Source organism: Pseudomonas sp. 86_A (assembly GCF_017491705.1).
GTDB classification, from domain to species: Bacteria; Pseudomonadota; Gammaproteobacteria; order Pseudomonadales; family Pseudomonadaceae; genus Aquipseudomonas; species Aquipseudomonas koreensis.
On sequence record NZ_JAFGYS010000008.1, the window covers coordinates 290,206 to 314,711 of the forward strand.

The 24,506-nt window shown below is 60.3% G+C and carries 24 protein-coding genes and 1 pseudogene; 13 read left to right on the plus strand and 12 right to left on the minus strand.

Annotated elements, in window-relative coordinates:
* Positions 1-140 precede the first annotated feature (140 nt).
* The 3 genes from J5M57_RS14710 (at position 141) to J5M57_RS14720 (ending at position 1,194) form a co-directional block, all read left to right on the plus strand.
* Positions 141-485 carry a hypothetical protein gene (locus tag J5M57_RS14710; RefSeq protein ID WP_025108898.1) on the plus strand — a complete coding sequence of 115 codons (345 nt, stop codon included), beginning with the start codon at positions 141-143 and terminating at the stop codon, positions 483-485.
* Positions 486-714: 229 nt separating this feature from the next.
* Entirely contained in the window at positions 715-909 is a 195-nt protein-coding gene (locus J5M57_RS14715) for a hypothetical protein (RefSeq protein WP_025108897.1), read from the plus strand.
* Between the two features lie 102 nt (positions 910-1,011).
* The gene (locus J5M57_RS14720) at positions 1,012-1,194 is read left to right on the plus strand and encodes a hypothetical protein (protein WP_064586913.1); all 183 of its coding nucleotides are present in this window, start codon (positions 1,012-1,014) and stop codon (positions 1,192-1,194) included.
* Here the strand turns inward: J5M57_RS14720 and J5M57_RS14725 are convergent.
* The gene (locus tag J5M57_RS14725; RefSeq protein WP_169840680.1) at positions 1,191-2,252 is read right to left on the minus strand and encodes an AI-2E family transporter; all 1,062 of its coding nucleotides are present in this window, start codon (positions 2,250-2,252) and stop codon (positions 1,191-1,193) included. The genes J5M57_RS14720 and J5M57_RS14725 overlap by 4 nt on opposite strands.
* Positions 2,253-2,362: 110 nt before the next feature.
* Entirely contained in the window at positions 2,363-3,049 is a 687-nt protein-coding gene (locus tag J5M57_RS14730) for an isochorismatase family protein (RefSeq protein ID WP_207849705.1), read from the minus strand.
* A gap of 205 nt (positions 3,050-3,254) precedes the next feature.
* On the opposite strand from J5M57_RS14730, the gene yegQ reads away from it, so the two are divergent.
* The gene (gene yegQ / locus J5M57_RS14735) at positions 3,255-4,598 is read left to right on the plus strand and encodes a tRNA 5-hydroxyuridine modification protein YegQ (RefSeq protein WP_207849706.1); all 1,344 of its coding nucleotides are present in this window, start codon (positions 3,255-3,257) and stop codon (positions 4,596-4,598) included.
* A gap of 215 nt (positions 4,599-4,813) precedes the next feature.
* On the opposite strand, the gene J5M57_RS14740 is transcribed toward yegQ, so the two are convergent.
* Together J5M57_RS14740 and J5M57_RS14745 are read right to left on the minus strand one after the other, a co-directional pair.
* Positions 4,814-5,044: a hypothetical protein gene (locus J5M57_RS14740; protein ID WP_207849707.1), complete on the minus strand. Its 231-nt coding sequence runs from the start codon at positions 5,042-5,044 to the stop codon at positions 4,814-4,816.
* Positions 5,045-5,136: 92 nt separating this feature from the next.
* Positions 5,137-5,850 (minus strand): FadR/GntR family transcriptional regulator, encoded by a 714-nt coding sequence (locus tag J5M57_RS14745; RefSeq protein ID WP_207849708.1) that lies wholly within the window; start codon positions 5,848-5,850, stop codon positions 5,137-5,139.
* A 367-nt stretch (positions 5,851-6,217) separates the two neighbouring features.
* On the opposite strand from J5M57_RS14745, the gene J5M57_RS14750 reads away from it, so the two are divergent.
* A complete protein-coding gene (locus J5M57_RS14750) occupies positions 6,218-7,564 on the plus strand; it encodes an MFS transporter (RefSeq protein ID WP_207849709.1) in 1,347 nt (448 codons plus the stop codon).
* Positions 7,565-7,599: 35 nt separating this feature from the next.
* Positions 7,600-8,943 carry a glucarate dehydratase gene (gene gudD / locus J5M57_RS14755; protein ID WP_207849710.1) on the plus strand — a complete coding sequence of 448 codons (1,344 nt, stop codon included), beginning with the start codon at positions 7,600-7,602 and terminating at the stop codon, positions 8,941-8,943.
* Positions 8,944-9,075: 132 nt separating this feature from the next.
* Here gudD and J5M57_RS14760 read toward each other — a convergent pair whose 3' ends face one another.
* Positions 9,076-9,948 carry a LysR family transcriptional regulator gene (locus J5M57_RS14760; protein WP_064586905.1) on the minus strand — a complete coding sequence of 291 codons (873 nt, stop codon included), beginning with the start codon at positions 9,946-9,948 and terminating at the stop codon, positions 9,076-9,078.
* 160 nt (positions 9,949-10,108) lie between these two features.
* On the opposite strand from J5M57_RS14760, the gene ampC reads away from it, so the two are divergent.
* A complete protein-coding gene (gene ampC / locus J5M57_RS14765; protein WP_207849711.1) occupies positions 10,109-11,275 on the plus strand; it encodes a class C beta-lactamase in 1,167 nt (388 codons plus the stop codon).
* A gap of 109 nt (positions 11,276-11,384) precedes the next feature.
* On the opposite strand, the gene J5M57_RS14770 is transcribed toward ampC, so the two are convergent.
* Positions 11,385-11,957 carry a DUF4174 domain-containing protein gene (locus tag J5M57_RS14770; RefSeq protein ID WP_064586899.1) on the minus strand — a complete coding sequence of 191 codons (573 nt, stop codon included), beginning with the start codon at positions 11,955-11,957 and terminating at the stop codon, positions 11,385-11,387.
* Between the two features lie 208 nt (positions 11,958-12,165).
* On the opposite strand from J5M57_RS14770, the gene J5M57_RS14775 reads away from it, so the two are divergent.
* Positions 12,166-12,636 (plus strand): GNAT family N-acetyltransferase, encoded by a 471-nt coding sequence (locus tag J5M57_RS14775; RefSeq protein ID WP_207849712.1) that lies wholly within the window; start codon positions 12,166-12,168, stop codon positions 12,634-12,636.
* Positions 12,637-12,755: 119 nt separating this feature from the next.
* Here the strand turns inward: J5M57_RS14775 and J5M57_RS14780 are convergent, their stop codons facing one another.
* The 4 genes from J5M57_RS14780 to J5M57_RS14795 all read right to left on the minus strand — a co-directional run bounded on the left by J5M57_RS14780 (position 12,756) and on the right by J5M57_RS14795 (position 16,231).
* Positions 12,756-13,070: a hypothetical protein gene (locus tag J5M57_RS14780; RefSeq protein ID WP_169840689.1), complete on the minus strand. Its 315-nt coding sequence runs from the start codon at positions 13,068-13,070 to the stop codon at positions 12,756-12,758.
* A gap of 9 nt (positions 13,071-13,079) precedes the next feature.
* The gene (locus J5M57_RS14785) at positions 13,080-13,865 is read right to left on the minus strand and encodes a sulfite exporter TauE/SafE family protein (protein ID WP_207849713.1); all 786 of its coding nucleotides are present in this window, start codon (positions 13,863-13,865) and stop codon (positions 13,080-13,082) included.
* A gap of 225 nt (positions 13,866-14,090) precedes the next feature.
* On the minus strand, positions 14,091-15,305 hold the full coding sequence (locus J5M57_RS14790; protein ID WP_207849714.1) for an MFS transporter: 1,215 nt from the start codon (positions 15,303-15,305) through the stop codon (positions 14,091-14,093).
* A 176-nt stretch (positions 15,306-15,481) separates the two neighbouring features.
* Positions 15,482-16,231 carry a hypothetical protein gene (locus J5M57_RS14795; RefSeq protein ID WP_207849715.1) on the minus strand — a complete coding sequence of 250 codons (750 nt, stop codon included), beginning with the start codon at positions 16,229-16,231 and terminating at the stop codon, positions 15,482-15,484.
* A 344-nt stretch (positions 16,232-16,575) separates the two neighbouring features.
* Between J5M57_RS14795 and J5M57_RS14800 the strand changes: the two genes are divergently transcribed.
* The 3 genes from J5M57_RS14800 to J5M57_RS14810 all read left to right on the plus strand — a co-directional run bounded on the left by J5M57_RS14800 (position 16,576) and on the right by J5M57_RS14810 (position 19,252).
* Positions 16,576-17,724: an aldose epimerase family protein gene (locus tag J5M57_RS14800; protein ID WP_207849716.1), complete on the plus strand. Its 1,149-nt coding sequence runs from the start codon at positions 16,576-16,578 to the stop codon at positions 17,722-17,724.
* A 207-nt stretch (positions 17,725-17,931) separates the two neighbouring features.
* On the plus strand, positions 17,932-18,753 hold the full coding sequence (locus J5M57_RS14805; RefSeq protein ID WP_207849717.1) for an aldo/keto reductase: 822 nt from the start codon (positions 17,932-17,934) through the stop codon (positions 18,751-18,753).
* A 28-nt stretch (positions 18,754-18,781) separates the two neighbouring features.
* Complete coding sequence (locus J5M57_RS14810; protein WP_207849718.1) at positions 18,782-19,252, plus strand: DUF1810 domain-containing protein; 471 nt, start codon at positions 18,782-18,784, stop codon at positions 19,250-19,252.
* Here the strand turns inward: J5M57_RS14810 and J5M57_RS14815 are convergent.
* A complete protein-coding gene (locus J5M57_RS14815) occupies positions 19,217-21,577 on the minus strand; it encodes a DNA polymerase II (RefSeq protein WP_207849719.1) in 2,361 nt (786 codons plus the stop codon). The genes J5M57_RS14810 and J5M57_RS14815 overlap by 36 nt on opposite strands.
* Positions 21,578-21,907: 330 nt before the next feature.
* Between J5M57_RS14815 and J5M57_RS14820 the strand changes: the two genes are divergently transcribed.
* Entirely contained in the window at positions 21,908-22,348 is a 441-nt protein-coding gene (locus J5M57_RS14820) for a CBS domain-containing protein (RefSeq protein ID WP_169840695.1), read from the plus strand.
* 130 nt (positions 22,349-22,478) lie between these two features.
* Here the strand turns inward: J5M57_RS14820 and J5M57_RS14825 are convergent, their stop codons facing one another.
* Positions 22,479-23,102: a glutathione S-transferase N-terminal domain-containing protein gene (locus tag J5M57_RS14825; RefSeq protein ID WP_207849720.1), complete on the minus strand. Its 624-nt coding sequence runs from the start codon at positions 23,100-23,102 to the stop codon at positions 22,479-22,481.
* 1,160 nt (positions 23,103-24,262) lie between these two features.
* Between J5M57_RS14825 and J5M57_RS14830 the strand changes: the two are divergent.
* A pseudogene (locus J5M57_RS14830) lies at positions 24,263-24,506 on the plus strand (energy transducer TonB); the annotation flags it as partial.

Sequence of the window (24,506 nt, forward strand, 5' to 3'; positions counted from 1 at the left end):
AGAAGCCGGTACAGACCTTACACAAAATTTACCCAGCGGCTGTGCTGATTTTCAGAATTTCGCTGTCATAGAAGTATCCCCGCGACAACTTTGGGCCTGGTGCAGGCCCGGACGCCGGGTCGAAGAACCGAGGAATTATCATGATTCGTAAACTCCCCATCGTGGCCTTGTTGATTGGTGCATTTGCTATCACAGGTCAGGCAGAAGCCCACGGCGGTGGCTGGCAGGGTCCGGCAGTGTTTGGTGCGATCGTCGGCTCGGCCATCATCGGCTCGGCATTGATCAATCAGGACCGGCCGGTCTACGTTCAACAGCCTGTTTACGCTCAACCGGCACCGGTTTACGTGCAACAACCGCCGCCACCGGTCTACTACCAGCCTGCGCCGGTCTACGTGCAACAACCGGTTTATGTGCCTGGCCCGGTCTACTACGGTCCACCACGCGGCTACTACGGCCACCCGCACTACTACGGTGGTCGCTGGTAACAGCAAGAAAAAGCCCCGCTTTTATAGCGGGGCTTTTTTATGACCGTCGGTCGGGCAACGTCTGAAAAAATCGGCTGAAGGTCGCTGTCGGGACAGTTCGAACCGTTAAAGTCGGCATGATGGACGTGACCGTTCGGGGCCAAACACAGAACGGTCATCTATTTGTCATGACGGAACCGCAATCTGAATCCGTCCGTAAACAACAGGTTGATAACAACAAGGACGACTCATGCCTACACAGAATCCGCACCGCATCGTCGGCTTGTGCACCTCCAGCAAGGTGTACAGCGCACTGACCGAACTCAAGCACCTGGAAGGCCACCGCTGCGCCAAGTTTCTTTCGCTATTGGCCGAGAATCTGGTGCACAAGGGCCTGCTCAACGAGCGCGAAGTGGTGCACATGCTCGATCAGGTTGTCGACTGAAACAGCCCTCACTGTTATCAATGACCACTATTAAAAGCGTTGATTGTCCCTGAGCGCAGCGAATCCCTAAGGTAGCTCCATAGATTGATGGAGGTACATGTCATGGCTCAGGTTCAAATCATGTCGGTGGTCGGCAGCGCGGTTCCCGCATCCCTCAGAGCGACGGGATTGCTCGCCTGCTGGTATCTGGTGCGCGACGGCGAGCCGATCAGCGGCCCGCTCACGTCCTTGCCGGCGGCGCAGGCGCTGTCGCAGAAACTCGTCAGCGCCCCGTTCCACGCTTAAGGCAACTGGACTTTCGGCTTGGTCTCGATGAACAGCGCCCAACTCGACATGAACAGCGCCGCGATCAGCGGCCCGATGACGAAACCGTTGAGGCCGAACACCGCGAGACCGCCGAGGGTCGAGATCAGGATCATATAGTCCGGCATGCGCGTGTCCTTGCCCACCAGAATCGGGCGCAGCACGTTGTCGACCAGGCCGATCACAAACACCCCGAACAGCGCCAGCACCACGCCCTGCCAGATCATCCCGCTAAGCAGGAAGTACGCCGCCACCGGCGCCCAGACGATCCCCGCGCCCACCGCCGGCAACAGCGACAGAAAGCCCATCAACACCGCCCACAGCAACGCGCTGGGGATGTCGAGAAACCAGAAAATCGCCCCGCCCAATGCGCCCTGAGTGACCGCCACCACCAGGTTGCCCTTCACGGTTGCGCGCACCACCCGGTTGAACTTCAGCTGCAAACGGCGCTTGTGAGTCTCTTCCAGTGGCACCGCGGCGCGGACTTTGCGCACCAGTTCAGCGCCGTCGCGCAGAAAGAAAAACAGCAAATACAGCATGATGCCGAAGCTGACCACGAACTCGAACGTGCCCTGGCCGAAACTGAAGGCCTGAGTGGCCAGCACCTGGCTGCCCTGCATCGACGCCTTGACGATTTTCTCGCGCAAACCGTTGAGTTCGCCCATGCCGAAACGGTCGAGCAAATGCTGAAAGTACGGTGGCAGGCTGTGCTTGAACTGCGCCAGATAGGCGCCGATATCCAATTGGCCGCTTTCGATGTTGTTGTACAACGTCGCGCCTTCCTGGACCAACAACACGCTGAGGATGATCACCGGCAAAATCGCGATGACCAGACAAATGCCCAAGGTGCAAAGCGCTGTCAGGTTGCGTCGCCAGCCGAATTTCTGCTGCAAACGGCGCTGCATCGGCGCAAACAGGATGCCGAGGATCACCGCCCAGAACACCGCGCCGTAGAACGGCAGCAGAATCCAGATGAAGGCGACCGTCACCAACAGCAGCAACACGGTGAGGGATTTGAATTGCAGGGTTTTCTCGTTCATGTCCGATCCATGTCAGTCAGGCGTCTCGCACGCCCCGAACCTTAGTCCGCCGCGGCGCGCGCGAGTGCCATCTTTGTTCATGGAGCATAGTTGCCGAACGGCAGACGCTGTCAGCGCACCGGCAACTGCACAATCTGTTCAGTGCTGAGGACATCACCGAAGGTGTCTTCGACTTCCGCCAATGCGGCCCGGTGCAGGGAGTCCTTGTCGATGGACACGCCGTTGACCCGGGTGATGGCGCGGGTCGCCGAGGCATCGGCGGCGACGATCACGTTGTAGCCCAAAGGCGCCGCATCACGCGCCGCGCCGGCGACACAGGCGTGGGTCATCAGCCCGGAAATGATCAGCGTCTGGATGCCGGCCTTTTTCAGCTGCTGGTCAAGATCAGTGCTGGCGAACACGCTGACTGTGTTCTTTTGCAGCACCACATCCTTGGCCCGGGGCTGCATGTCCCTATGGAATTTGACTGTCTCGCCATCAATGGCAAACACCGCCGAACCGGCCGGTGCAACGTGCTGCACGTGATACACCGGGATCTTGTGGCTGTCGGCAAAGGTGATCAGCTCACGGGTTTTCGCCAAGGCAGCGGCGCCGTCCGGGATCGGCATCCGTCCGCTGATATATTCATTCTGAAAATCGATCACGATCAGCGCCGACTTGCCGGCCGGTAGATGATCGACCGGCATCGCACCGGACATCGCTCGAATGGTCGGATGGTTATCGGCAATCGCTGCGGTGCTGGCCAATACACCGGAAAATGCACAAGCGGTCAGCAAACGACGGGTGAAGTTTTGCATGGGGAGTTCCTGCTGCGGTTGAGTGGATCAGCCAAGGTTAAGCAGCCACTGCCACACCGAACACAGTGAAACTGGCACATGATCTGTGCCGGTTCTGCACAGATCAGCTGCACAGATAAACTCCACCCACTCAAACGTAGATCCAGATCAATAAACCGCGCTTGCAACTGCCCTACCCTGCCGCGCTTTTGCGATCGATGCCGCCATGATCCCTGAACTGCCCCTCGCCGCCCCGGAACTGCTTGCCCCCGCCGGCACCCTGAAGAACATGCGCTATGCCTTCGCCTACGGCGCCGATGCAGTCTATGCCGGGCAGCCGCGCTACAGCCTGCGGGTGCGCAATAACGAGTTCGACCACGCCAACCTCGCGCTTGGCATTCGCGAAGCCCAGGCTCAGGGCAAACGCTTTTACGTGGTGGTCAACATCGCCCCACATAACGCCAAGCTCAAGACCTTCCTCAAGGACCTGGCACCCGTGATCGAGATGGCGCCGGATGCGCTGATCATGTCCGACCCGGGCCTGATCATGCTGGTGCGCCGGCATTTTCCGCAGATGCCGATCCATCTCTCGGTGCAGGCCAACACGGTGAACTGGGCAAGCGTCGAGTTCTGGCAACAACAGGGGCTGAGCCGGATCATCCTCTCGCGGGAGTTGTCGCTGGAGGAGATCGGCGAAATCCGCGAGCAAGTGCCGGGCATGGAGCTGGAAGTGTTCGTCCATGGCGCGTTGTGCATGGCCTACTCCGGGCGCTGCCTGCTGTCGGGCTACATGAACAAGCGCGACGCCAACCAGGGCACCTGCACCAATGCCTGCCGCTGGAAATACTCGGCGCAGGAGGCGACCGAAAATCAGCTCGGCGAGATCGTGCAGAGCTTCCAGCCGGAGCCGACCCTGGGCATCGGCGCGCCGACCGATCAGGTGTTCCTGCTGCAGGAAGCCAATCGCCCCGATGAGTTGATGCCCGCGTTCGAAGACGAGCACGGCACCTACATCATGAACGCCAAGGACCTGCGCGCGGTGCAACACGTCGAACGCCTGAGCCGCATGGGCGTGCATTCGCTGAAGATCGAAGGCCGCACCAAGTCGCACTTCTATTGCGCGCGCACCACGCAGGTCTATCGCCGGGCCATCGACGATGCGGTGGCCGGCCGCGCCTTCGATCGCAGCCTGATGACCGATCTCGAATCACTGGCCCAACGCGGCTACACCGAGGGCTTCCTGCGTCGGCATGTGCATGACGAATACCAGAACTATCAGAACGGTAGCTCGGTGTCGGAGCGCCAGCAGTTCGTCGGCGAGCTGACCGGCGAACGCCGCGACCGGCTGGCCGAGGTCAAGGTGAAAAACCGCTTTGCACTGGGCGACCATCTCGAACTGATGACGCCCAAGGGCAATTTCCACTTCGATCTGCACCAGTTGCAGAACGTTAAGGGTGAAGCGATCGAAGTCGCACCGGGGGATGGGCACACGGTGTACCTGCCGATTCCGGATGCGGTGGATTTGCGCTTTGGGCTGTTGATGCGGGATGTCGCCGCTCAATCGAGCTGACGAACGTGGATAAACTGTGGCGAGCGAGCTTGCTCGCGCCCGGTTGCGAAGCGACCCCAAAACTCGCAATCAACGGATTTTCGAGACTGCTACGCAGTCCAGCGGGAGCAAGCTCCCTCGTCACAGTCACAGTCACAGTCACAGTCACAGTCACAGTCACAGTCACAGTGTCGGGCTTAAGTGAGCAGCATTACGGCACCAAGGCCGGGTTTTCACTATCTGCGATCATCCGACAACGGCGTCGGCTCATCCGCCGGCGGCATATCATCGTCCGGCGCCGGGTCTTTCCAGTCTTCCGGCCGGTCGGCATCACTCAACGGATCACGTCCCGGGCTCATGCCCGGCGGTGCATCGTGATCGGCCAGTGTCGGTTCATCCGTACCGGGCACCGGACGGGTCGGATCGGTCGGTAGCACACCACCCTGAAACAGCAAATCATTCGCCATGACACACCTCACACAGGAGGTCCGGAAAACCCGGGCCGTACAGGTTGGAAGCGTGCCTGTGTACGACGTGCTATCGAACGGACCAATGGCAATCAGCCTTGTGCCCCGAAGCGGTCGCGGCTGTTGGTCAGGTGCAGCCACATCGCCGCGCGCGCCGCATCCGGATCCTGACGCTTGATCGCGTTCAAAATCGCTTCATGCTCCAGATGGGCCAACTGCCCCAACTTGCTCAAGTCCGCTGCCCCCCGCTCGACGGCATTGAGCCGCTGACGCGGAATCATTGCGCTGCCCAGGTGCTGCATGATTTCGCTGAAGCAGACGTTGCCGGTGGCCTCGGCGATCAACAGATGAAAACGTCGGTCGGCCTCGACGCAGCTGTCGTTGCTGTCCAGCAGACGCTGATAGTCATCCAGCGCCTGGCGCATGTGCAGCAATTGCTGTTCGCTGCGCCGTTGCGCGGCCAACGCGGCGGCCTGCGTCTCCAGGCCCATGCGCAATTCAAGGATGCTGCGCACGCCGAGTGCGGTATCGACATTCAGGCGCAAGCCCTGCTCGGCAGCGCGCGCGATGACGAAGGTGCCGATGCCGTGCCGCGTTTCCACCAAGCCCGAAGCCTGCAATTTGGAAATGGCTTCGCGCACCACTGTGCGGCTGACGCCATGTTCCTGAACGATGGCGTTCTCCGACGGCAGCTTGTCGCCGGGCGACAACTGGCCGAGCAGGATGCTCTGGGTGAGCTTCTCCACCAAATCATGCGCAAGGTTGTGCGCACGTTTGCGGGCGGGGGCGTCGAGGTCTTCTTGCATGGTCGGTTCCGTTCGTCGGGACTTGCGGATCGTAGCACTGCTTGGTGGCTGACGAGTTTGATTTTAGCGCTGAAACAGCCGTCAACTTGTATGACAACACTCAATAAAATCAAAAAAATCATCCCTACGGCAGATGACGCCTCCATCACAAGCCTCGTGCTGACAGCTATGCGGCACAGCAAGCCCCGCCCGTAAACTGCCGCAAATGCGGCACATTCCGATAAAAAGGCATAAAAAATCTGCTTCCAAGACGAATTTAATCGTCCCATCCCACTTGTAGGACAAAAAATTTGAGTTGTATGATGTCTATCAACAACGCAGCACCCAGCCCTACCCCGCATAAAAATAATCAGTGGGAGAAAACCAAGTGAAAACCTCCGTCTCCGGGATGAACGAGGGCGTCGACTCGACACTCGCGTCCGCCATCTCGAAAGTGAAACGCCACGTCCTGCCACTCTTCGTGATCATGTTCATCGTCAATTACATTGACCGGGTGAACATCGGTTTCGTCCGCACCCACATGGAACATGACTTGGGCATCGGCGCCGCCGCCTACGGTTTCGGCGCCGGGCTGTTCTTTATCGGTTACGCGCTGTTCGAAGTGCCTTCCAACATGCTCCTGCAGAAAGTCGGCGCGCGTATCTGGCTGACCCGCATCATGCTCACCTGGGGCCTGGTCGCCGCCGGCATGGCGTTCATCCAGACCGAGACCCACTTCTACATTTTGCGTTTTTTGCTCGGTGTGGCCGAGGCCGGGTTCTTTCCCGGGGTGATTTATTACTTCACTCGCTGGCTGCCCGGTGTCGAACGCGGCAAGGCGATTGCGATCTTCCTCAGTGGTTCGGCGGTGGCCTCGCTGATCTCCGGCCCGCTGTCCGGCCTGCTCCTGCAGATCAACGGCCTGGGCATGCACGGCTGGCAATGGATGTATTTCATCGAAGGGATGTTCTCGGTCGGGCTCTGTGTGTTCGTCTGGTTCTGGCTCGACGCCAAACCCCACGACGCGAAATGGCTGAGCCGCGCCGAGCAGGACGCGCTGGTTACGGTCATCGACGATGAACAGAAGGCCCGCGAAGCCGCGACGCCGATCCGGCCGTCGATGGGCAAACTGCTCAAGGACCGCCAGATCATTCTGTTTTGCCTGATCTACTTTTTCATCCAGCTGACCATCTACGCCGCGACCTTCTGGCTGCCGAGCATCATCAAGAAAATGGGCGAGATGAGTGATTTGCAGGTCGGGTTGTTCAATTCGATTCCATGGTTGCTGTCGATCGTCGGCATGTATGCCTTCGCCTCCTGCTCGGCCAAGTGGAAGCACCAGCAGGCCTGGGTGGCGACCGCACTGCTGATCGCGGCGGCAGGGATGTTCATGTCCACCACGGGCGGACCGATCTTCGCCTTCGTCGCGATCTGTTTTGCCGCGCTGGGCTTCAAATCCGCGTCGTCGCTGTTCTGGCCGATTCCGCAGGCCTATCTGGATGCACGGATCGCGGCGGCGGTGATTGCGCTGATCAATTCGGTGGGCAACCTCGGCGGCTTCGTCGCGCCGACCACCTTCGGCCTGCTCGAAGAACACACCGGCTCGATTCAAGGCGGCCTCTACGGTTTGGCCGCGACCTCGATCATCGCCGCAATCATCGTCTTCGCCGCGCGCACCACACCGAAACCCGCTGCTGACCTCGCCGTGGCCGCAGCCGCGCCGAAACACGCCTGACTGACGTTTTGCTGAATGCTGACAAGGATAAGAACATGACCGCACACGACACTGCAAAAGCCCCGATCATCACCGACATTCAGGTGATTCCAGTGGCCGGCCACGACGGCATGCTGCTCAATCTGAGCGGCGCCCACGGGCCGTTTTTCACCCGCAACATCGTCATCCTCAAGGACAACGCCGGTCACACCGGCGTCGGTGAAGTGCCGGGTGGCGAGCGCATCCGCCAGACCCTGGAAGACGCCCGCAGCCTGGTGCTCGGCAGCCCGATCGGCAACTATCAGAAAATCCTCAACCAGGTGCGCCAGACCTTCGCCGAACGTGATGCCGGCGGCCGTGGCCTGCAGACGTTCGACCTGCGGATCACCATTCACGCGGTGACCGGACTCGAAGCCGCGCTGCTCGATCTGCTCGGGCAACACCTCGACGTCCCGGTCGCGGCGCTGCTGGGCGAAGGCCAGCAACGCGATCAAGTGAAAATGCTCGGCTATCTGTTCTACGTCGGTGACCCGCGCGAAACCAGCCTCGCCTACCGCAGCGAACCGGACGCCGACAATGATTGGTTCCGCGTGCGTCACGAGAAGGCCATGACCGCCGAAGCGGTGGTGCGCCTGGCCGAAGCGGCCCAGGCGAAATACGGCTTCAAGGACTTCAAACTCAAGGGCGGCGTGCTCAGCGGCGATGCGGAAATCGAAGCCGTCACCGCCCTCGCCGAACGCTTCCCGGATGCGCGCATCACCCTCGATCCGAACGGCGCCTGGTCACTCAAAGAAGCGATCCGCCTGTGCCGCGACCAGCATCACGTGCTGGCTTACGCCGAAGACCCCTGCGGTGCGGAAAACGGTTACTCGGGACGCGAAGTCATGGCCGAATTCCGCCGCGCCACCGGACTGAAGACGGCCACCAACATGATCGCCACCGACTGGCGCGAGATGGGCCACGCCATCCAGTTGCAGTCGGTGGACATCCCGTTGGCCGACCCGCACTTCTGGACCATGCAGGGTTCGGTGCGTGTCGCGCAGTTGTGCCATGAGTGGGGGCTGACCTGGGGATCGCACTCCAACAACCACTTCGATATCTCTCTGGCGATGTTCACCCATGTCGCGGCGGCGGCGCCAGGCGACATCACCGCCATCGACACCCACTGGATCTGGCAGGACGGCCAGCGCCTGACCAAGGCACCGCTGCAAATTGTCGACGGCTGCGTTCAAGTGCCGAACAAGCCGGGGCTGGGCGTGGAACTGGACATGGATCAAGTGGCCAAGGCCCACGAACTGTACAAAGGCATGGGCCTCGGTGCGCGGGATGACAGCGTGGCGATGCAGTTTTTGATTCCGGGCTGGACGTTCGATAACAAGCGGCCGTGTCTGGTGCGCTGACACTCATTTTGAATCCATCATCACCGTCCCTGTAGGAGTGAGCCTGCTCGCGATAGCGGTGTGTCTGTCAAAATCAATGTTGAATGAGACACCGCTATCGCGAGCAGGCTCACTCCTACAGGGGGCTCTGTATTAACCAGAGATCTGTAGCAGCCAGTATTTGAACGCCGTCATCGCCGCCGTCTCCGGCCGCGACTGCAAGCGCGTCAGCCAATAACTGCCGGTGGTGATTTCAATCGCAAACGGCTGGCGAATCACATCCGCCGCCAGTTGCCGGGCGAACATCAACGGCGGTGCCAACGCTACCCCACTGCCTTGCAGCGCGGCCTCCATCATCGCCAGCGACGAATCGAACACAATGCTCTGCGGCGGTGCCGCGTGGGTCGCCAGTCCTGCGGCGTGAAACCATTCTGGCCATTCATCGGTGCGATAGGAACGCAGCAGGCGCTGCTGCAGCAAATCTCCCGGCGTATGCAACTGGCGGGCAATTTCCGGTACGCACAACACCGACAGTGGCGCATCGAGCAGGCGCGTTGCCTCGATGCCATGCCACGCACCCGCGCCGAAACGGATCGCGTAATCCAGGCCTTCGGCCGCGACGTCGACACGATTGTTGTGGGTCGACAGCCGCAAATCTATGAGCGGATGTTTCGCCTGGAAGTCCGCCAGCCGAGGCAACAACCAGCCGACCGCGAACGTCCCCACGGCACCGACGGTCAACGTTTCGCGGTACTGTCCACCGGCCAGCCGTTCGAGCATCTGCGCAATGTGATCGAACGACGTGGTCAACACCGGTAACAGGGTTTCCCCCTCACTGGTCAGCATCAGCCCACGAGGCAGGCGCTTGAACAGGGTGACATTGAGTTGCGCTTCGAGGCTTTTGACCTGATGGCTCACCGCCGCCTGGGTCACGCACAGCTCCACGGCAGCGCGGGTAAAGCTCAGATGCCGCGCCGAGGCTTCGAACGCGCGCAGTGCATTGAGCGGCAATTGAGGTCGAATCATGCCCAGTCCCAAATTTTTCTAATGGCTCATCCGAGTTTTCATCGTTTGTCGACGAGTGCCAGACTGCCTAAATTGTCGGCGCTGATCAGCTGCCCACCATTACAATTGCCCGCAGTCTAGCGGGATAACACCCTCAACACTCATGGAGAGTGGTTCATCTATGTCACTCATCAATCCGACCAAAGTCATTTCCTGCAGTGCTTTCGGCCTGTTTTTCGGCGCCGCCGCGTGCATGGCCGCCACGCCCAGCGACGAGCAACTGCAAGCCCTGGTGAAAAAAGCCGTCACCCCGGTGATGCAACAGCAGAACATTCCCGGGCTCGCCGTGGCTATCACCCTTAACGGCCAGCCGCATTACTTTAACTACGGCGTTGCCGCCAAGGATACCGGGCAGAAAGTCAGCGAAAACACCCTGTTCGAAATCGGCTCGGTGAGCAAAACCTTCACCGCGACACTCGCCGGTTACGCCCAGGCCACGGGCAAACTGGACCTGTCGACCAAGGCCAGCCAGCTTTGGCCGGAACTCAAAGGCAGCGTTTTCGATAACATCAGCGTGCTGCAACTGGGCACTTACAGCGCCGGCGGCCTGCCACTGCAATTCCCGGCCGAAGCGGATTCGGCTGACAAGATGCTCGGCTATTACCAGCAGTGGAAACCGGATTACCCGGCGGGCAGCCATCGCCTGTATTCCAATCCGAGCCTTGGGTTGTTCGGCTATCTGACGGCGAAAAGCCTGGGCCAGCCGTTTGATCAGGCCATGAGCGAAACCCTGCTGCCGCAACTCGGGCTCAAGCACACCTTCATCAAAGTGCCCGCGTCCGAAGCCCAGCTTTACGCCCAAGGCTACGACAAGAAAGACCAACCGGTTCGGGTCAGTCCGGGCGCACTGGATTCCGAAGCCTACGGCATCAAAACCAGTGCGGCGGATCTACTGCGCTATGTCGAGGCCAACCTGAAACCGGCCAGCCTGGAAGCACCGCTGCAAAAAGCCATCGCCGCGACCCACACCGGTTACTACACCGTTGGCGACATGACCCAAGGTCTGGGCTGGGAGCGTTACGCCTACCCGATCAGCCTCGATAAATTGCAGAACGGCAACTCGACGCCGATGGCCATGCAAGCGCACAAGGCCACATGGCTGACCCCACCCCAGCCTGAACCGGCCAATGTGCTGTACAACAAAACCGGCGCGACCGGAGGCTTCGGCGCATATGTGGCGTTTGTGCCCTCGAAGGATCTGGGCATCGTGATCCTGGCGAACAAGAATTATCCGAATGAGGAGCGGGTGAAGATTGCCCACCAAATATTCAGTGCTCTGACTGACTGATATTGAACCTGTGGTGAGGGCGCTTGCTCCTTCACCACAAGGTTTCATGCAGGCAATAAAAATGGGCGACCTGCAGAGGTCGCCCATTTTTTTGATTCAGGCCATGCCATCAATCATCCGGCATTTCCGGTGGCTTGCTCGGTTTGGCGGGTTTGGTTGTTTTGGCGCCCTTCTCGCCTTTCTTGGCTGCCGGTTCGGCGGCAGCGGCGGCGGTTTCGGCCACTGTCGGAGCGCTGATGTCTTTCTCGCTCGCCGGCAGAGCATCGACGGTATCGAAGATTTTCTTCAGGTCCACGGACTTCGCGTCATCGCCCGAAGCCGAAAGTTTGGTCTCGCCATCCTTGCCGAGCAGGAACACTTTCGGGTACGCGCCGGCACCGAGTTTCAGCGAACGCAGCAAGGCCATGGTGTCCTGCTGGCCGAGGTCCTTGCCATCAAGCTGTCCGGCCATATTGAGGATGGTGTAGACCTTGATGTTGCGATCGGTCACACCTTTTTTGTTGGCTGGATCCTCCAGCGATTTTTTCAGCCCCACCCACACCGGGTCGACGGTGCTTTGTGCGATCACGATCAGCGGTCGGGCCCGCCCCATATCCCCGGCTATGGGCGAGTCGTTGTCAGCGGCGAACAAGGGGCCGGCAATCGCCAGCAAGAGTGTCAGGGTCAGTGACCTGATGAGCATGCGCATCTCCTTTTGATATCCACGCTCTAATGATTGCGCATCGTGGCGATTGTTCCGGGCATGCCCGGCAAATATGTTTCGCCTTGTCAGAAGCTTAGGACAGCCACGACATTGCGCAACCGCATGCGCGCAATCATGACGTCGATTTGATTACCTTTCATGAGCGCATTAGGGTGGCTGCTCTGCCAACGAAATGGAGTTCACCCGCATGCACATCGACTACCTGTGCGATCACCCGCATTTGATTGAGGAACTGGCCGAGCTCAATTTCAAGGAGTGGGGCGAATTCCGCCCCGGCGATACCCTTGAGGCCCGCACCGAACGCATGCGCAAAGCCTGCGGCAAAGGTGCAATTCCCAGCGTGGTGGTGGCCATCGACGACGGCAGATTGCTCGGTGGCGCGCTGCTGATCGACAGCGACATGAAGATCCGTCCCGAGCTGACGCCCTGGCTGGCCGGGGTTTATGTGAAGGCCGAGGAACGTGGACGCGGGGTAGCTTCGCAACTGGTCAACCGGATTGTCGAAGAAGCCAAGGCGTTAGGCGTACAGACGTTGTATCTGTACACCGATGCGGCGCAAGCGCTGTATGCGCGGTTGGGCTGGGAGGTGGTTGAAGAAGTGGTGTACGAAAACCTGCCCGTGACGGTGATGAAGTTCGTCATCCAGAATCGGGATTGATCCTGTGGCGAGGGAGCTTGCTCCCGCTGGACTGCGCAGCAGGCCCGGCTTTTTCAATGCAAGCGCAAGGGAGGGGGCGGCGTTCCGACACGCGCCCTCGCCACAGTGCTCCAGTGCGTTCAGCCCAGCGCGGACGCCAGCGTTGAAGCCTCGACAGGGCGTCCGGCAATGCTGAGCTGCCCGTCCTCCAGACTGATGTGCAACGTTACCGCTGGCCGATCTCCCGGATATTTGCGCAGCAACAAATCAATGCTGCTGGCCGACTCATCGGCGGTGGCAATCAGGTCCCACTGGCTATCACTGAGATCCAGCAGCACCCGCCCGCTCTGCTGATCGACCACCCGTGGCGCATACAGCCAGTGGCTCATGCGCATTTCCCGGGGTTCGACGGTGATCGCCAGGCGCTCGTTGCAATGCAGGGTGGTTTCGCTCATGGCAATCGATCAAAACGCCAGTTTGTAACCGATCAACAGCAGCATGGTCGCCAGGCACGGACGCAGCAATTCATCGGAAATGCGCCCGGTCAGGTGGCTGCCGAGCCAGATGCCCGGCAGCGAACCCATCAACAGGAAGCCCAGCACGCCCCAATCCATGTTGCCCATGCTCGCGTGGCCGAGGCCGGCGACGAGGGTCAGTGGCACGGCGTGGGCGATTTCGGTGCCGACCAGGCGCCGGGTCGGCAGCAGCGGATAGAGGATGAACAACGCGACCGTACCGAGGGCGCCGGCGCCGATCGAAGTCAGGGCGACCATGGTGCCGAGGATCAGGCCGGTGATCACCGTCATCACGTTCAGGCGCGCGCCGCTCGGGTTGTAGTTGCCACCCGCGCGTTTGTGGGCGAACTCGAGCAGGCGCTTCTTGAACAGAATTGCCAACGCGGTGGCGAACAACACAAAGCCCAGGGCTTGCTTGATGATCGCGTTCATCGCCTCGGGCGCAGTGTGCAGGGTGCTGAGGAACCACAGGGTCATGGCGACTGCCGGCACGCTGCCGAGGGTCAGCCAGGCCGTGATGGCCCAGTCGATGTTGTTGTTCTTTTTATGAACGAGCACGCCGCTGGATTTGGTGATGGCCGCGTACAACAGGTCGGTGCCCACTGCGGTGGCCGGGTTGATGCCGAACCACAGCAGGATCGGCGTCATCAACGAACCGCCGCCGACACCGGTCATGCCGACAATAAAACCCACCACCAGCCCGGCGATGACCAGGCCGAAATTTGCCAATTCCATTAAGACGTCCAGAAAAACGACAGGAAAAATCTGGCCCGCAGCATAGCGATTTTTCATATAACCACATATATCGATGCGGTCTATCGTTATGCCTTCTCGACATCACTGCGACACCTGTGTGAGCGGGCTTGCCCGCGATGAGGCCGTGTCAGCGACCGCTGTGTCGACCGATTCATCGCGAATCGCTGGCAAGCCAGATCCTACAGGGATTGAGCCTGGGCAGAGTCAGTGCACACGCCGGCCCGGCTTGAAACTGTGATGACCGTTGATCCACACCGTCGCCAGCGCGATCAGCGACAAAATCAGCAGCGCCCACGGAAACGACATCGCCCCCGCCCGGGCCAGCAGCAAACCGCCGAACAAGCCGCCGCCGGCAATCGCCACGTTCCAGGAGGTGGTGAGCATCGCCTGCACCACGTCCACATGCTCCCCTGCCGAATCCGCCGCCGCTGTCAGCAGCAACGTCGCCGACCCACCGAACGACAGGCCCCACACCGCCATGCAGGCGTAGATCAGCCACGGCGACGGCGACATCAGCGCCAGCACCAAGGCAGTCACGGCAAACACCGCGAGGCTGATCAGGGTCAGCCAGCGCAGCCAGCGATCCACCAGCAGGCCGATGATCCAGATCCCGACCAGCGAACACAGGCCGAACACCAGCAGCACCCGATCAACCCGCTCAGCCAACCCGACCTGCAACAGGAACGGTGCAATGTAGGTGTAGAGAATGTTGTGTCCGAGCATCCAGGTCAGCACCACGAACAGCACCGGCCGCACGCCCGGCAGGCGCAGCGATTGCAGCAGCGGCAGACGTTCGGCGCTGTCCTGGCCCGGACGGTCCGGCACCGCGATGACGATCCACGCCGCCAGCACCAGGGCCAGCGCCGACATGATCCCGAACGACGCACGCCAACCGATCAGGTTGCCCAGCCAGGTTCCCGCCGGCGTGCCCAGCGACAGCGCCACTGGCGTGCCGAGCATGGCAATCGCCAGCGCCCGCCCCTGCTGATGCACGGGCACGATGCCGCGGGCGTAACCGGCCATGATCCCCCACGACAGGCCCGCCGCCATCCCGGCGAGGAAGCGCGAGGCCAGGGTCAGGCCGTAATGGCTGGAGAACGTGGTAATGGTGTTGAACACCAGGAAGCCGCCGACCGTCATCAGCAGCACCCGCCGCCGTGGCCAGCCCCGGGTGGCGACGGTCAACGGAATCGCCGCGACAATCGAGCCCAGCGCATACAGCGTCACCAGTTGCCCGGCGAGCACTTCGCTGACCCCGAGCCCGGCGCCGATCTGCGGCAGCAATCCGGCTGGCAGGGTTTCGGTGAGGATGGCAATGAAACCGGTCATGGCGAACGCCAGCAACGCGGCATACGGCAGTTTTTCACTGCGGGCGGCGCGGTCGATGCGGGTGAAGTCGGTGCTTGCGGAGTCGGTCATGACAGGTGCAGCTCCCTTTGGATCAATAGTAGCGATGGATTGTATACAAAAATCCCACTCACAATTTGATCAATGTGGGAGCGAGCCTGCTCGCGAATACGGTGGATCTATCAGAGATTCAGCGCCTGGCAGATCGCTTTCGCGAGCAGGCTCGCTCCCACATTGGATCTCCGCACTTACTGCACCGGCAGGAAATTCAGGAACAGCAGACTCTGCGCGTAATTCAGACCAATCCGTCGATAGCGCTCGTCGAGCATCTGCGCCAGCAAGTCGAGCCGCGCGACGATCTTGCCGAACTCGGTGGCGAAACTGAGGTTGCTGCCCTCCTCCGAGATTTCATTGGAGAACAGCAGCGGCTGGCCTTCCTTGTTCTGCCGTTGGGCCAGAATCCACGTGGCTTTCTCAATGTTGCGCGCGGTGTTGTGAACGAAGGTCGGGTTGATCGCATCAGTCATGTAGAACTCGACGCGATTGCCGTGGGCGGTGACCAGCATGCTGCCGATGGCATAGATGAACGCGCCGACCCGGTCACCGAGAAACTCGGGACTCATCGCGTAGCTGAGCGCCGCCAGATCCTTGCGCCCGCCGAGCACCGGCAACGGTTGCTGTTGCTCGACCGCCAGACGCACCTGTTTCACGGCGGTATTGATGTCGAGGAAACCCGATTTGCGCAGCTCCTCAGGGTTGCGCAAATACAGTTTGCCCATCAAGCGGTAAAGACTGTTGAGATTGTCGCGCATCGCCAGCGTGGCCATGCGATCGACACTGGTCTGCAAGAATTCCTGCGGCTGCCCATCACGCATCTGCGCAATGAAACCGTTGCCGCTCTGGTGGCTGCAACCACTGAACATCAACGACGACAGACACGCCAGCAACAGGCACGGGCGGCGAACAACAGCAGCGATCAGGTCACAAACTCTCGGCATGAATTCTCGAACGGGCACATTCCTGCGCGGCGGGCGTCGCCGCATCCTGGCCATGGATAGAGCCGGCAATTGCGAAAAAGTGCAGTGGCGGCTGTCACTGGCTGATATCTGGCGAAGGAACGCCAAGCAAATTAGTCAGTCTTTATTGTTGAAATAAACGATGAACAAGCTATAAATCTTCTTTCACGACGCAAATAGATTGACTAGTTAACCTGTAGGAGCTGCCGCAGGCTGCGATCTTTTGATCTTCGTTTTTAGAATCAAGATCAAAAGATCGCAGCCTGCGGCCGCTCCTATAGGGAGTCGTGGTGTTTTCAAAACAACAACAAAAAGGAAGGTCAACCATGCTTCAATCACGTCACCTGCTTTCCGGCCTCGGACTGTCCCTGATGATCGCCACCCTTTCCGCCCATGCGGCGGGCCTGACCGCCGAACATAAAGCCTTTGGCAAAACCAATGACGGCACGCCCGTCGAGCAATACATCCTGCGCAACAGCCACGGCATGCAGGCGACGGTCATCACCTACGGCGCGACCCTGCAATCGCTGCTGGTGCCGGACAAACACGGCAAGTCCGCCGATGTGGTGCTGGGTTTCGACGATGTCCAGGGCTACCAGAAAGGCACCGCCTATTTCGGCGCAACCATCGGCCGCTTCGGCAATCGCCTGGCCGACGGCGCGTTCGAACTCGACGGCAAACGCTATCAGGTGCCACAGAACGACAAGTCCAACGCCTTGCACGGCGGCACCCTGGGTTTTGACAAAAAAGTCTGGAAAGCCGAGCCGGTCAACGACAAGGACTCGGTCGGCGTGACCCTGACCTACCTGTCGGCGGATGGCGAAATGGGCTTCCCCGGCAACCTCACCACGCAAGTCACCTATCGCCTGACCGACAGCAACGAACTGCGCATCGACTACCAGGCCAGCACCGATAAACCGACGGTGTTGAACCTGACCAACCACAGCTACTTCAACCTCGCCGGCGCCGGCAATGGCGACATCCTCAAGCAGGTTGCCACCCTGCACGCCAGCCATTACACGCCGGTCACCGGCAAATTGATCCCGACCGGTGAACTGGCCGCCGTGGCCGGCACACCGATGGACTTCACCAAACCGATCGCCATCGGCAAGCACATCAAGGCTGATCACCCGCAGCTGAAATTCGCCGAACCGAAACAGGGCGGCTTCGATTTCAACTGGGTGCTGGATACAAAAGGTGATGTGAGCAAAGTCGCCGCCGAGGTCAGCGATCCGCAGTCCGGGCGCCACCTGCAGTTGTTCACCAGCGAGCCGGGCGTGCAGTTCTACACCAGCAACTTCCTCGACGGCACGGTCAAGGGCAAGGGTGGCAAGGTCTACCCGCACTGGGGCGCGTTTACCTTGGAGACGCAGCACTATCCGGATTCGCCGAATCAGCCGAACTTCCCGAGTACGCGGCTCGATCCGGGACAGGCTTATACACAAAGCGTCGTCTTGAAATTCACCACAAAATAACTGACCTCACGCATCTCCTGTGGCGAGGGAGCTTGCTCCCGCTGGACTGCGCAGCAGGCCCCTGCTTTCCAACTGAATGAAAAGCGAGGGCCGCTTCGCGCCCCAGCGGGAGCAAGCTCCCTCGCCACAGGTTCATCCCCATCCATGGGAACCCCTGCGCTATCCTGCTGCCCACTAAGGTATCGACCATCAGCACAGGAGGTTTGAATGCGTACCCTCGAACTGGCAGGCGTGCAGGTTCCAGTGATTGGCCAGGGCACCTGGCGCATGGGCGAAGATCGCTCGGCGCACCCGCGTGAAGTGGCCGCGTTGCGCCAAGGTATCGAATTGGGCATGACGCTGATCGACACGGCAGAAATGTACGCCGAGGGCGGTGCCGAAACAGTCGTCGGCGAAGCCATCGCCGGCCTGCGCGACCAGGTGTTTCTGGTGAGCAAGGTCTACCCGCACAACGCCAGCCGCACAGGCATCCCACAGGCTTGCGAGCGCAGCCTGCGACGGCTCGGCACCGATTACATCGACCTCTATCTGCTGCACTGGCGCGGCCAGTACCCGCTGGAGGAAACCGTCGAAGCCTTTGAACGTCTGCGCGAGGACGGCAAGATCGGCCGCTGGGGCGTGTCGAACTTCGATGTCGATGACTTGGAAGAACTGGCCAACCCGGCCTGCGCCACCAATCAGGTGTTGTACAACCTCGAGGAGCGCGGCGTCGAATTCGATCTGCTGCCATGGTGCCAACAGCAGCGCCTGCCGTTGATGGCGTACTGCCCGATCGGTCAGGGCGGCGCGATGCTGGCTGAACCTGTGCTGAAGCAGATTGCCGCTCGTCACGACGTGACCCCGGCGCAGGTTTCGCTGGCGTGGATTCTGCGTCAGGATGGTGTCATTGCGATTCCCAAGGCTGTGCGGCCCGAACACGTGCAACTCAATGCACACGCGGCGCAACTGCAACTGGATGCCGGGGATCTGGCGGCGCTGGACCAGGTATTCAAAGCGCCACAACGCAAGCAGCGGCTGGCGATGGTCTGAGTCGCTGACTGCTGGCGAGGGCTTCGTCATGAGAAGCACTGATCAGTACGACCCGTTCAATCTGCAGCGTTTCGTCCAGGCCCAGGACCCGGTGTTCGAACGGGTCCAGCGTGAGCTCGACGAGGGGCGCAAGCGCAGCCACTGGATGTGGTTTGTGTTCCCGCAGCTCGCCGGGCTGGGTGGCAGCGAGATGTCGCGGCGCTTCGCCATTCAGTCTGCCGAGGAGGCGCGGGCCTATCTGGCTCACGACCTGCTCGGCGCGCGCCTGCGCAGCTGCACGCAGTGGGTGCTAAACATCCGTCAACGCTCGATTGCCGAGATTTTCGGCCACCCCGATGACCTGAAATTCCACTCCTCGATGACCCTGTTTGCCCAGTTTGGCGCCGAGGACAGTCTGTTTAATCAGGCACTGGAGCGTTACTTCCACGGCATCCTCGACGAATGGACCCTGCAACTGCTGGACTCAAAACAGGCCCAGTTGCCCCCCGATCAGGGTTGAGAAATCGTCGTCGACGAACGGCAGGATCGCATCGGCCACCGGTTGCAGCTGGCGGCTGATGTAGTGGTCGTAGTCGATGGCGGCGCGACGCACTTCCAGCGGTTCCGGCCCGGCCAGGGTGATTACGTAACTGATCCAGCCACCGTTCTGGTACTGCCGCGGGCGACCGTGCTGCGCGTTGTAATCGTCGGCCAGCCGCGCGGCGCGAACATGCGGCGGCACGTTGCGTTCGTAGTCATCGAGGGTGCGGCGCAGGCGCTTGCGATAGACCAGGCGCTCATCGAATTCGCCGGCCAGGGTCTTGCGCACATAGTCGCGCACGTAGTTCTGATACGGCTTGCGCTGGAAGATCCGCTCGTAGAGTTCCTGCTGAAACTGCCGGGCCAGCAGCGACCAGTCGGTGCGCACGGTTTCCAGGCCCTTGTAGACCATTTCTTCGCTGCCGTCGGCGCGCGTCACCAGACCGGCGTAGCGTTTTTTGCTGCCCTCTTCCGCGCCGCGAATGGTCGGCATCAAAAAGCGTTTGTAGTGGGTTTCGTACTGCAATTCGAGGGCGCTTTGCAGGCCGTACTCGTCGCGTACATGCTCGCGCCACCAGTCGTTGACGTGCCTGACCAGCGCCTGACCGATCTGCGCCGCTTCCTCCTGCCCGTGAGGTCGGCGCAGCCAGACGAAGGTCGAGTCGGTGTCGCCGTAGATCACCGCGTGGCCTTGTTCCTCGATGAGCTGGCGGGTGCGCAGCATGATCTCGTGGCCGCGCAAGGTGATCGACGAGGCCAGGCGTGTATCGAAAAACCGGCAGCCGCTGGAACCGAGCACGCCATAGAAGGCGTTCATGATGATTTTCAGGGCCTGCGACAGTGGCGCGTTGTGCTCGCGCTTGGCGGTCTCGCGGCCTTCGGCGACCCGCGCGACAATCGACGGCAGGCAATGCCGGGTGCGCGAGAAACGCGCACCGCGAAAGCCCGGCACCGAATCGGCATCGTCCGGGTGCTGCAGGCCTTCGATCAGCCCTACCGGGTCGATCAGAAAGGTGCGGATGATCGACGGATACAGGCTCTTGTAGTCGAGCACCAGCACCGACTCGTACAGCCCCGGCTGCGAATCCATGACAAAGCCGCCCGGGCTGGCCTGCGGGGGGTTGGTGCCCAGATTCGGCGCCACAAAACCCTGGCGGTGCATCAACGGCATGTACAGGTGAGTGAACGCCGCCACCGAGCCACCGCTGCGATCCGCCGGCAACCCGGTGACGCTGGCGCGTTCAAGCAGAAACGTCAGCAGCTCGGTCTTGGCGAAAATCCGCGTGACCAGTTCGCAGTCCTTGAGGTTGTACTTGGCCAGCGCCGGTTTGTCCTCGGCGAACATGCGGTTGATTTCGTCCATGCGCTGGTACGGGTTGTCGATCGACTTGCCCTCGCCGAGCAGGGTCTGGGCGACGTTTTCCAGGCTGAACGAAGGAAAACTCCAGGTCGCCGAGCGCAGCGACTCGATGCCGTCGATGATCAGCCGCCCCGCCGCCGAGGCAAAGTAATGGGTGCGGCTGCCATGTTCGCGCCACTGCATTTCCTCGCCGCCACGCCCGATTTTCAGCGGCACCCCGAGGCGCCGCGCGTGTTCGTGGAGGATGCGCAGGTCGAACTGGACGACGTTCCAGCCGATGATCGCATCGGGGTCATGCAGGGCGAACCAGTCGTTGAGTTTCTTCAGGATAAGGGTGCGCGAATCGCAATATTCCAGATCGAAGTCGACGAGGCTCGCGTCACCGTTGGGCGCGCCGAGCATGTACACCTGACGCTGGCCGCAGCCTTCCAGCGCAATCGAGTACAGCTCGCCGGTTTCGGTGGTTTCGATGTCGAGCGAGACCAGGCGCAGCTTGGGACGGTATTGGGGATCCGGTTTGAGCTGGGCGTTGCGCAAGACGCCGTCGGCATCGGGGCTGCCGCCGAACAGTACCGGCGCGGTGATGAACCGCTCCATGAGGTAGCGCTCCGGCGGGCGCACGTCGGCTTCGTAAACGTCGACACCGGCGCGGTTGAGTGCGGTTTCCAGACGCATCAACTGGCCGTGTTGCTGGCAATACAGCCCGAGCACCGGGCGATGCTCGAAATCCTGCAGGGCCAGCGGGCGCAGTTCAACGTTCTTTTCGTCGTGCAGCAGGCGCTCGGCCGCCTCGCGCTGGGCGGCGGGGATAAACGCCACCGACGTCTGCGGCGCCAGACACACACGACGCGGCCCGGCGTCGGTCGCCAGCCAGAACTCGACTTCGGTGCCGGCCGGGGTATCGCGCCAATGCCGGGTCAGGACGAAGCCCTGCTGTAAATCCACCACTGCAACCTCAGGAATTGAAACAGAGGGGCATTCTACGCTGCCGTTCAAGGGATAACCCCATCCCCTGTGGCGAGGGAGCTTGCTCCCGCTGGACTGCGCAGCAGGCCTGAACCCCGATAACGCGGTTTGCCTGATACACCGCATTGCCTGGTTTTGCGACTGCTGCGCAGTCGAGCGGGAGCAAGCTCCCTCGCCACACGGTCAGGGGCAAGTCAGAAAAAACCGGCAAATGACGTTTTTTGCGTGCTATCTGCCGCTTTGCCACCTTGCCCTGCGCGCCAGCGTCTACGATGCTTGGATAACAACGACAACACCTGAGTAACCGCCATGAAGACCGTCGCCCAACTGCTCAAGCTCAAAGATCAGAAAAATCAGGAAGTGCACCAGATCAAGCCTGATCACATGGTGCTCGAAGCACTGATGAAGATGGCCGAGAAAAACGTCGGCGCCTTGCTGGTGGTCGAAGACGACAACGTGGTCGGCATCATCAGTGAGCGGGATTACGCGCGCAAACTGGTACTGCACGGGCGCTCTTCGGTCGGCACGCCGGTGCGCGACATCATGGTCAAGGATGTCATCACCGTGGACACCCACCAGACCGTCGACACCTGCCTGGGCATCATGTCCGACAAACGCCTGCGCCACTTGCCGGTGGTGGAAAACGGCAAGCTGATCGGCCTGCTGTCGATCGGCGACCTGGTGAAAGAGGCGATTGCCGAACAGGCGGAGCTGATCAAGCAGCTGGAGCAGTACATTCGCGGGGAGTGATCTCCAAAATCCGCCACACGTCCTGTAGGAGTGAGCCTGCTCGCGATAGCGGTCTGTCAGTGACAGCATCATTGACTGACAAACCGCTATCGCGAGCAGGCTCACTCTTACAATTGGTTTTGCGGTGTGTTCAGGAAGGCCAATGCCGGGCAAACACCGGCGCCAGCACCGGGTGCCGGTCAATCCGCTGCAACCACGCATAGAACCCCGGGCGCGTTTGACGCAGATGCTCGCGGCTCCCCGCCCAGCGCGTCACCACCGCCGCCAGCACGTCCAGTGCTCCGGGCGTCTCGTCGTCCAGGTACAGCTCGGCGGAAAACTGGTCGGCAAACACTTCCCAACTCCAGTGCAAGCGCTCGCGGGCGCCAGCTATCAGGTTCTGCCGCGAGGCTTCGTCGGGCATCACCAGCCAGCGCTCGGGGTAATCGATGACGCCGATGGCCGCGTAGCAATTGCTGGCGATGTAGACCATGCCGCGAATCGCCTGATCGCGATCACCGGCCTTGGCCGGCAACAGGCCAGACTCGGGAAAGCTCAGGCCCAGGTGAACCAGAATCGCCACACTCTCGGTGATCGCGCTGCCATCGGGCAATTGCAGGGTTGGCACCTGCTTCAGCGGATTGAGCCGCCCCAGCGCTTCGGCGGCCTCGTTCGAGGCTTCGATATCGATAAAGCGATAGGCGATCTGGCACAACTCCAGCGCCGCTTCGATGGCTGCAGCACCCGAATTGCGATGTCCGTAAAGTTGATACATGCCCCCTCCTCGATTTCGACAGGTCTGGTGTAGCCCTATTTATAGCGGTTGTATCCGCTTTGGCACGTTTTTCCCATGCAATCGCGACTTGCGAATTCAAACCTCGCAAAACAGCGCTGGCGGTGCCCATCCCGCACCAAGAGCAATCATCGAACGCTATCCGCGTTCTTGTAAGGTGCGATACCGAACCAAAAGTTCGCGTATCCGAGCTGGCAACAAGGAGGTCACTGCGTGAATCTTCAATCGTTCTGCCGCATCACATCCCGTGGGTATCCATCGGCGCAAAGCCGAGTTCGCCGGAACAGTCCCGGCCTTCAATACATTTATCTTATTACCTGAACTCAACAGTCACGCACTGCGTTTGGCGCATTGACTGCGCCTGCGTCGGCGCACTATTTATTTTTTAAATACAACGCATGAAGTTATTGCACAAACAACACATTGGTGATCGATAGCGAGATTGTCGAACAATAACTTCAGGCTATTTGTAATTGCACCAAAAGCGCTCTACCAACCACAACTAACCAACCGTTAAAACATTGATTTCAATTGAACAAGAACAAGGAATACAGACTGTGACCCGCTAATTCATTGACCCGCACCAAATCAGTCCGCCATGCACCATCAAGTGCCCCGGCAGATCCGAGTTCAGCCGCTCTATCTGGCCAATCCGCCCGATACAGCGCGAGGCCTGACTCGCCTGTAAAAAAGCCCCGGCATTCGGGGCCGTGGACAGTCCTGCACTAAAGAAAACTCGGCCGGCCGATAAAACTTATATAAATGCGACATGGGTAACAGCCGTGAAATAACCGCTCTACATTTCAGCAATATTTGGCACAGCGGTTGCAAATTGAACTGCGAATACAACATATGCAGGAGCTGCCGAAGGCTCGGGCCGCAATCGGACGATTTTTGCTTTTAAGATCAAAAGATCGCAGCCTGCGGCAGCTCCTACATAAAGCACAAGAACAACCAGGGAATGGATGATGACTATTCGAAGTCGATGGCTCTAAGCCAGTAACTGTAAGCAAGCCCTGCTCAATAGATAGTTCAACTATCGGCTTGCGTACACCCAAAAGAAAGTTGCACCCACCCACTCGAACATCACCCAAATGTTCGGACGGCACCTTATTGCCCTTCATCAACCCGAGGGAGCTTTAATGAACGATGCGGTAAAGCACAGACCCCTGCTGGGGCCGTTGCGGGAAGCGCCAAACCCGCCGCCAGCGGGCAGGCCGGCTTTCATAGCCAATACCTCGCAACCCGGCGGGTTGAACAAACAGCAAATGCTGTTGCTGGTGGCGGTGTCGGCGCTGATACACGGCGGCGCCTGGTGGTTTCTCCAGCAGACCCGGCCCGAACCCCTGCCGACCCCGCCGCAGATTCCGGAAATGACCGTCGAGC

Excerpts from the sequence above, each read along its gene's own strand:
- J5M57_RS14710 (WP_025108898.1), top strand. The coding sequence starts at position 141 with ATGATTCGTAAACTCCCCATCGTGGCCTTGTTGATTGGTGCATTTGCT.
- J5M57_RS14715 (WP_025108897.1), top strand. The coding sequence starts at position 715 with ATGCCTACACAGAATCCGCACCGCATCGTCGGCTTGTGCACCTCCAGC.
- J5M57_RS14720 (WP_064586913.1), top strand. The coding sequence starts at position 1,012 with ATGGCTCAGGTTCAAATCATGTCGGTGGTCGGCAGCGCGGTTCCCGCA.
- J5M57_RS14725 (WP_169840680.1), bottom strand. The coding sequence starts at position 2,252 with ATGAACGAGAAAACCCTGCAATTCAAATCCCTCACCGTGTTGCTGCTG.
- J5M57_RS14730 (WP_207849705.1), bottom strand. The coding sequence starts at position 3,049 with ATGCAAAACTTCACCCGTCGTTTGCTGACCGCTTGTGCATTTTCCGGT.
- yegQ (WP_207849706.1), top strand. The coding sequence starts at position 3,255 with ATGATCCCTGAACTGCCCCTCGCCGCCCCGGAACTGCTTGCCCCCGCC.
- J5M57_RS14740 (WP_207849707.1), bottom strand. The coding sequence starts at position 5,044 with ATGGCGAATGATTTGCTGTTTCAGGGTGGTGTGCTACCGACCGATCCG.
- J5M57_RS14745 (WP_207849708.1), bottom strand. The coding sequence starts at position 5,850 with ATGCAAGAAGACCTCGACGCCCCCGCCCGCAAACGTGCGCACAACCTT.
- gudD (WP_207849710.1), top strand. The coding sequence starts at position 7,600 with ATGACCGCACACGACACTGCAAAAGCCCCGATCATCACCGACATTCAG.
- J5M57_RS14760 (WP_064586905.1), bottom strand. The coding sequence starts at position 9,948 with ATGATTCGACCTCAATTGCCGCTCAATGCACTGCGCGCGTTCGAAGCC.
- ampC (WP_207849711.1), top strand. The coding sequence starts at position 10,109 with ATGTCACTCATCAATCCGACCAAAGTCATTTCCTGCAGTGCTTTCGGC.
- J5M57_RS14770 (WP_064586899.1), bottom strand. The coding sequence starts at position 11,957 with ATGCTCATCAGGTCACTGACCCTGACACTCTTGCTGGCGATTGCCGGC.
- J5M57_RS14775 (WP_207849712.1), top strand. The coding sequence starts at position 12,166 with ATGCACATCGACTACCTGTGCGATCACCCGCATTTGATTGAGGAACTG.
- J5M57_RS14780 (WP_169840689.1), bottom strand. The coding sequence starts at position 13,070 with ATGAGCGAAACCACCCTGCATTGCAACGAGCGCCTGGCGATCACCGTC.
- J5M57_RS14785 (WP_207849713.1), bottom strand. The coding sequence starts at position 13,865 with ATGGAATTGGCAAATTTCGGCCTGGTCATCGCCGGGCTGGTGGTGGGT.
- J5M57_RS14790 (WP_207849714.1), bottom strand. The coding sequence starts at position 15,305 with ATGACCGACTCCGCAAGCACCGACTTCACCCGCATCGACCGCGCCGCC.
- J5M57_RS14795 (WP_207849715.1), bottom strand. The coding sequence starts at position 16,231 with ATGCCGAGAGTTTGTGACCTGATCGCTGCTGTTGTTCGCCGCCCGTGC.
- J5M57_RS14800 (WP_207849716.1), top strand. The coding sequence starts at position 16,576 with ATGCTTCAATCACGTCACCTGCTTTCCGGCCTCGGACTGTCCCTGATG.
- J5M57_RS14805 (WP_207849717.1), top strand. The coding sequence starts at position 17,932 with ATGCGTACCCTCGAACTGGCAGGCGTGCAGGTTCCAGTGATTGGCCAG.
- J5M57_RS14810 (WP_207849718.1), top strand. The coding sequence starts at position 18,782 with ATGAGAAGCACTGATCAGTACGACCCGTTCAATCTGCAGCGTTTCGTC.
- J5M57_RS14820 (WP_169840695.1), top strand. The coding sequence starts at position 21,908 with ATGAAGACCGTCGCCCAACTGCTCAAGCTCAAAGATCAGAAAAATCAG.
- J5M57_RS14825 (WP_207849720.1), bottom strand. The coding sequence starts at position 23,102 with ATGTATCAACTTTACGGACATCGCAATTCGGGTGCTGCAGCCATCGAA.